The following is a 7593-nucleotide window of genomic DNA, read 5'->3' as shown; positions in this document are numbered from 1 at the left end:
CGTGCACACCCTCCCATGCCACATCCCGTTATCAATGCGCGGACAAACAGCCTGGCCAATAAGAAGTGCTTATGGGCTTCAGAGGGTGTCAACGCATGGATTGGGGGAAGGAGCAGGCCGCTGTGGATTGTGGATCGTTGAAATCGTCAGATGTTTAACGATTCAAGGAGACTCGTTGTGGGAAAGATCTTGATGGTGAAGGAATTCGTTTCAACATTCTTCTGGCTATCGCAGGGTATTTCCTGTCTGGCTGAAGAATCATGAAAAGAATTCCAGAGAACGTCTCAAGAAACCTGCCCGGAAAGCTCTGTTGGTCTGCATCAATGCAGGCCCTCAAAGGATGACCTTGTCAGCCTCACCAGTTCTCTCTTGGGGGAGGGATTGGTCAGACCTGCGAGTCTCATTGCAGGTGCGATGCTACCCCCCGTTGGTGGGGAGTCAAACCCAAAGGGTTCATAAAAAATTGGCATCTGGCGGCCTCGTGTGGAACAGTCCGCTTTCCACAGGAAAACTCATGTTTCGCGATGACAACGTTGCCAGAATTGCCATCAACATCCTCTTCGGCTGATGTTCAAAAGGTGTCAATTACTTCCTTTAGAGGCTGTTGGTCGCCAGAGGAAAATCTCTCGCGGGAAGAGCGACACGTAGGACAATCGGACATAAAGGCTTTTAGCAAAATCGTTTGCGCTGTCGACCGCCAGCACCGCCCATTGCAGTCCTCCTGAGGCGGCCCGTTCTTCAATGGTTTCTAACAAGCGCTGCCCATAATTGTGGCCACGTTGCCCGGCCACCACCCCCAGGTAAGCCACTTCCAGCGTCGAACGGGACTCATCGGCACAAATGAGCGCCACCGCCACAGGTTCCGTCTTCATAAAGGCTACACATGACAACTGGTGACTGAAGCGGGGAAGTTGCCTCTGTCCTGCAAGAATCTGGGCACCGTTTCTTACCCCCTCCAGGCAGGGAAGATCCAGACTTCCCACCAGGGTGGCGTCGATGACCTGGGCCATGAAATCTGGCGATAGAAGCTCTCTCTCTTCGCTGAACCAGCGAACATCCCAGGCCGTTCTCTCTGCGGGTTCTTCTCGATGGGATGGAGCCGATAAGGAGAGCGGATTCAATAATGAGACTTGGGGCGAATTATCAGGATTCAATGACTTTAACTGAACAGAGGGCTGGGCTGGCTCTAGTTTTTTCCCCATGAAATCCAGCTGACCAACGTGTTGAAACCCAATCGTCGCCAGTTGGCTCCAGCGATCCCATTCTTCAGGAGCACAGATCGCTTGCGCATAAAGCGGTCTCTCTGGCAGCATGGACTGAAGACAGTCTTCAATGGCCATCAGCAGGTGAGCCTGCATTTGAATGCTCTGATCGTCAGAGAACCCCTCATTTGTTTGAGGAGGAAAACAAGGGGGCCAGACAAGACACGTCTGGTCATCCCCACTCATCACTAACGCCGCACCGAGCGGTGAATTTTCCGGGGCGGAGAGATGGTTGGCTGAATTGATGACCAGCCAGCAGGATCGCTCACCAGCGACCAGGGCCTCGGTCTGGGCGATCTGATCGCCAGAAAAGAGGATCTCGGCCGCCTGCGCGATTTCTTCAGGAGTCGTGGCCCGCTCCACACAAAAGTTGCCGGGGTGAAACCTCGTGGCAGGCTTCCAAAAAGCAGCGGCTGATCCTTTAACAGGAGTGGGCATGGCAGACTCCCAACGGAATTTTTCCCGTCTGTTTTTTATCGGCACTGTTGGTTATCAGCATCAGCCACTCCGAGCATTGTATATCCTGAAGCCACTCTCATCGGCTATCGGCTCGGTACTGTCCGTGGTTCTCGATCCCGAATGGTGCGCAGGGCCGCCGTCACGGCGCTGCGTTGAACACGGGTCAATCGCGAGGCGTCATCGGATTCTGAACGTTGTGAGGAACCGGGGCGCGATTGTTCCAGCAGTTGCTCCAGCCAGACAGCATGGCGGGAGTCGATGGGATAGCTGCGAAACAGCTGGACAGCCATGTGGCGATCCACTCCCGCAGAACTGAGCAAGCCACGACGGAGAGCCGGCTCCCACAAGTGATCAGAAGAGTCCTGCTTCCAACCCAGCATGACTTCCGCACTGGCCAGCATCACGGGAATTTCCGGGTCTGAGAGTCCTTCTTCCAGACGTTTTTTCCAGGCATGTTGCAACGCTTGCACGCTATTCACTGATGAGACAGGCGGGAGCGACAGGAGCGGGAAATGTCGCAAGCCGCGAATGATTTCTATTTGTGTCTCGACCAGCTTCGGCTCGATAGCTGTGTGTTGAAGTGCCAAGCCACTAGGACGCCCCTGGTTCAATGACTCTGCTCTCAACGTTTTCCCAGAGGCTGAATGCTCCTGACGATCAATAACAGTCTGGTCATAGACTTCCAGCAACCAGTCGGGAGGAGTTCGACGAATGCTTCCCATCGCCATCATGGCCGCAGAACGGACTTCCCTGGAAGGGTCATTGAGAAAGTGTTCGGCCAATGCGTCCTCGGCAAGTTCGGCACGTGGCCCCAAAGTTCCTAACGCCATCACGGCAGCCAGACGAATCTCAACACGGGAGTCGTCCAGTTGACGCAACACTTGCGGCAGCAGAACCTCGGCTTTCTCGCGCCAGGCGATCACTCCTTCCAAAGCCGCCAGCCGATTCGTGACAGATTGCTGAGCATGACTGAGCAACGTGCGCAGCGTCTTGATTCCAGGAGTCGTGACCCCCATTTGAACCAGTGCGCCAATCGCCGCCAGTTGCAGATTTTCGGGGCGTTGGGAATTCAGTGCCAAGGCGGCAATTTCTTCAGCGGCAGGATATGCTGGCGGGCCATACAGCCCAAGAGCTGGCAAAACCCATAACGCCTGATCATTCAATGTCTGATCATTGAAAGACTGCTCAGCGAGGGACTCCTTCAATAATTTCCTCAAGGGGGCCACCCCTTCCGGTGCCCAGCGTCCCAGTCGGCCCAGCGTGAGAGCAGCGCGACGGCGAACATGCGGTTCAACGTTCGCATCCTCGATGAGTTCAATCAGCCCGGCCAGCAATTTGGCATCAGGGCGTTGCTCATAATTCAAAGTGTCGATGGCACGCTGAATGTCGCCAATGAGCTGGCGCGTTTGATTTCTGGAAGAAGGCTGCTGTTGATCGCTTTTGGGAATCTCACAAGCCGTGGCTGGAATGTCATTCAAAGCGAATGAAGCCGCGACAAAACCTGTAACTGCCCAACACCAGATTCCATGACAAGAAAAGTGGCAAGAAACGCGGAATGCCCGCGCGATTGACCGCGGCCAATGCCGTTCTCGATGGGATTTGGTGGAAATCATGGGCCAGTTCCGGAAACCATTCACCCAGGCAGGTGCAGGAGGGTTTTCTGTGTTTTCTTGAAATGGCCGCACAGGGTCGACTGGGTCTTGGGTCTATCGAGTTGACAGGATCTTCTGCGAAGGATTTTACCACAATCCCGCCAGTGGCCCACCTTTGATCGAAAGGGTGTCGATTCGAGCCGACACCTGAGGATCCTCCACGAGCGGCGGTGCATGATGCGGTTTGATCCGCGCGTCGATAACCAGGCTCCCCCGGCATCCCCAGTGCTTCGCTTCAGTAAAAGCTCCGATGCCATCAATATCAGCGGCGGGATTTGAGCGAGTGAAGGTGATCCATAGCCAGTTGTTGAGTCTTTGTGCCGCAAATTCGCTGTCGTCCAGCACAATGATCAGCGGGAAGGCATTGATGGCGGCATCCAGTCGATATGACTCACAGAACTGGCGGATGGCATTGTCAGGCGAGGCAAAATTCGGGCCTTCAACAGCCAGCACTCCCGGCATGCAGAGACGTGGGTTTTTGAAGCCCACTGGCAGATTCAGTTCTCCCGGCAACTCGACGGGAAGCGTTCGGCACACAGGCCCCGCCGCAGCAATGACCACTTTAGAACCTTCATTCAATCCCTCCCCCGAATAGTCGAGCGTGTCGATGGTGGTTCTCGTCTGGAAATGGAGATCGCGCGTCCAGTCGACCCGCTGGAGACAATGGCCGAAAAAAGCCTCAATGTGATGAATGTCGAGCGACGGATCATCTTCACCCGAAGCAATTAACAGATATTTGGCCAGTGAAAGCTGTCCCTGGCCAAGAATGGCATTGGATTGCGTTAGAAGTTCCTGCGGCTTGCGGCGGCTGGCATAAGGAACATAACGTTCGCTCCCGATCGCCAGCAGCAAAGGGTGCACGCCCGCCGCATCCACCGCATGCACCGCCTTCACCCCTGGAATCACAGTGGGAATGATGGGGCCAGTGATTTCATGGATGATTTCGCCAAAGGAAGTATCTTCCTGAGGTGGTCTGCCTACGACGGTGAACGGCCAGATGGCATCCCGCCGATGATAAACTTTCTCAACGCGCAAAACAGGAAACGCGTGGGGCAGACTGTAGTACCCCAGATGATCACCGAACGGGCCTTCCTGCTTGGTTTGCTGTGAATCGATCGAACCCGTGATGACAAAATCGGCATCGACCCAGAAAGGTAGCTGGCCTTTCCGGGAGACCATGCGAATGGGCCGGCCTCCCAGGGCGGCACCAAAGAGCAGTTCGGAAAGACCTTCAGGGAGAGGCATGACAGCGGCCAATGTCATGGCGGGCGGCCCGCCCACAAAAATGTTCACCTTGAGTCGTTCGCCACGTTCAATGGCATGAGCATGATGGACGCCAATCGTCCGATGAATCTGATAGTGCAGGCCCACTTCACGGTTCGCAAGATAATCATTCCCGCTCAGTTGAACGCGATACATCCCCAGGTTGGATCGTGCAAAGCCCGGTTGATGTGGATCTTCACTATAAACCTGAGGCAAAGTAATAAACGGGCCACCATCCATGGGCCAGCTTTTGAGTGGCGGCAACTGGTTGAGGGTTGTCTCGCAGGCCATCACGGGGCCACTGGAAACCCGCCGAACCCACATCTTCCAGAGCGAAAACGGAACGTCCCAGTATCGCCACGGCTTACGGGCGAGTTGATTTGGGTCGATTTTCAGTTCCACCAGATGCCGGACAGCCTGCAACTCTTTACGAAACAGAAAGTGGGTTCGTTCTTTCGTCCCAAAGAGATTGGCCAACATGGGAAACCGGCATCCCACGGGGTTAGCGAAAAGCAGGGCTGGCCCCTGGGCCTGATAAACCCGTCGCTGGATTTCCGCCATTTCCAGACAGGGATCAATCGGTGCGTCGATGCGACGCAGCATGCCGTGCGTTTCCAGATCTCTGACACATGCCTGCAAACTCGCGTAACCCATGATTTTCCTGTGAGCCTGTTTTTGTGAGAGTCACCATGAGTTTATAGGACAATCCCTTGATGTGAGCAGCGGGGAACTGCATTCTGCTGAAGATCCGTGGTGATGCCAAAGCTTATCAAGAGAGAAAGTCCTAATCAGATGGCCGATAAAACGGAATTAACTGACGCCAATTTTGATGTTCCCGGATCCATCCCACCTCTCGGATACAAGTCGGCAGAGGCCCGCAGTATGCACATTGGCTGCATGATTGCTTTTGCGGTGTTTGCTGTCATTGGGCCGTTCGTTCTTCAATTTATCGATCAATTCCGACTGCAAGGCCAGATGCAGAAAGGATATACCCTCCTGCGCGAATACGTCCCCCGGATGTCGGCCCGATGGGGTGACAAACTGATCCTGGCAACGAATGACCAATATATTTCCGGCAATGCAGGGTTCAGTGAGCGAGGCTCTTTGACGGCGTTTTCTTTGAAGGATGGGTCTCCTGTCTCTTTACCGATGGATTTAGCAGAAGGCGTGGGCAATCCTCTGGCGGAATCAGAAGCACTCGCTGCTGTTGCCAACAAGGAGACAGCCTGGCTCATTACGAACGACGCTCTCTACTCCATGGAAACACACCAGGGATCGATTCAGACAGAGCGAACGGCTCAATTTGATCTGCAGGCTGAAGGGGTGCTTGTTGATCACGCCAACACGTTTCTCGGGCAACCGGCGCCGGATCAGAGTGGCCCGAAAGCGGTCATGATGATGCTGACCTCCGCAGAGAATGATCTGGTTTACCAGATTATTTCGCTGGATGATCCGACGGCCATGACAAACCAGATACTGGTTGGGCCAGTCATTCCCATGACTCCGCGTCCGGCATCGGGGGAAGGCGATGTCAAACCTGCTCAGAATGCTCCCGGCAGTAATGCTGCATCAGGTGATGCTGTACCAAGTGACGCTGTACCAGATGAGGCCACGACTCCTCCCGCTGACAGTGAGACGAAGACCACCGACCCTGCGGACACCCAAACCGATCTCTTGTCGGTCGAACTGATCGCGGCCTATGACGAGCAGGCACATTTCGCGGTAAAAACAGAGAACGCGATTTACTTTCTCTCTTTGAGTCTGGATCAACTCCCCACGCGGGATATTTCTGATCCCATGAAGATCACATCGGCTGATGTGGTTCGTCTCAGGGAAGCTCAACCTGCCTGGGAAAAGATCGTTGATCGCGACAACCTCACACTGGTCGGGTTGCTTGCGCAAGGATCAACGATCCGACTGGTGGCAATGGAGAGCGACCAGACGACCATTTTGGTGTTTGAACGGGGAGAACAGGGTTGGAACCCTGAACCCCGTCTGGTCACTCGTGACGATCTGACATTGAGCACGGACGGAGAATTCGCCGTTGTCGCGGGAGAATCTCCTGACGCATACGTTTTTGTCACGAAAGATCTTGCCCACGGCTTGCGAATGCACCGCATGGTGGATGGGAAATTACAGCCACCGGTGCTATTGGCCAGCTGGCTTTCACAACCGGCGGTCGCGTTCTATTCCCAGATGATACTCCGCAGTACGATTTTTGGCTTTTTTACTTTATTGATGATCGGATTGATCCCGACGATCTTGATGGCTTTGTTTCGCACCTCGAAGTTAGTGCTGGCCGACCAGACGGTCGAAATGGCTTCCATCCTGCGGCGTGGTATCGCCAAAACGATCGATATGTATCTGTTTTTTATCCCACTGGCAGCGACGTTGATCTACCTGGGTTTGCAGGTCGATTGGCCAACAGTTGTCAATGAGTTCGAACATTCCCCCGAGAAGCCGCTGATTGTGGGCCTTCTGGTGGTGTTCGCGTCGATGGTCTATTTCATGGCTTTCTTTATCGCTTATTGCATTCTGGAAGGGATCTGGGGAACAACGCCCGGCAAGTTCCTCTGTCGGATTGAAACTCTCCGCACCACCATGCGGCCTTGCGGCTTCTTTCGTTCGGTCCTCCGAAATGCCGCCATCATGATCGATGGTTTCTTCAACTATGTCATTGGGGTCATGCTGATTGGCCTGCAATACAAATGGCAACGAGTGGGCGATTTATTGGCCGACACCGTGGTGGTACGCACGCGACGACCGCATTCAAACTCTGATGATCTGTATCGCTGAAAAAGTAACCCCAAATGGCGCAAACCAAGGACGCTTGTCCAACGTGCCGACATCGCCCAGCGGAAAAGTGAAAGTGAAAAGCCGGATGAACACCATCTTATCCCAAGATGTTCATCCGGCTTTTGGCGTCAAGAACGCAGCACAACTGAGTGTGATTCAGT

The 7593-nt window shown here is 54.2% G+C and carries 4 protein-coding genes; 1 reads left to right on the top strand and 3 read right to left on the bottom strand.

What is annotated here, in order from left to right:
- Positions 1–581: 581 nt before the first annotated feature.
- The 3 genes from SH287x_RS20795 to SH287x_RS20785 all read right to left on the bottom strand — a co-directional run bounded on the left by SH287x_RS20795 (position 582) and on the right by SH287x_RS20785 (position 5290).
- On the bottom strand, positions 582–1700 hold the full coding sequence (locus SH287x_RS20795) for a GNAT family N-acetyltransferase (protein WP_479516339.1): 1119 nt from the start codon (positions 1698–1700) through the stop codon (positions 582–584).
- A gap of 104 nt (positions 1701–1804) precedes the next feature.
- Positions 1805–3199 (bottom strand): HEAT repeat domain-containing protein, encoded by a 1395-nt coding sequence (locus SH287x_RS20790; protein WP_479516338.1) that lies wholly within the window; start codon positions 3197–3199, stop codon positions 1805–1807.
- Between the two features lie 261 nt (positions 3200–3460).
- A complete protein-coding gene (locus SH287x_RS20785; RefSeq protein WP_479516337.1) occupies positions 3461–5290 on the bottom strand; it encodes a UbiD family decarboxylase in 1830 nt (609 codons plus the stop codon).
- Between the two features lie 138 nt (positions 5291–5428).
- Between SH287x_RS20785 and SH287x_RS20780 the strand changes: the two genes are divergently transcribed.
- Complete coding sequence (locus SH287x_RS20780; RefSeq protein ID WP_479516336.1) at positions 5429–7432, top strand: RDD family protein; 2004 nt, start codon at positions 5429–5431, stop codon at positions 7430–7432.
- The last annotated feature ends 161 nt before the right edge of the window (positions 7433–7593 follow it).

It is taken from the genome of Planctopirus sp. SH287 (assembly GCF_056500625.1).
The sequence above is the reverse complement of the archived record's forward strand: the minus strand, read 5'-3'. Positions and strand labels throughout refer to the sequence as shown.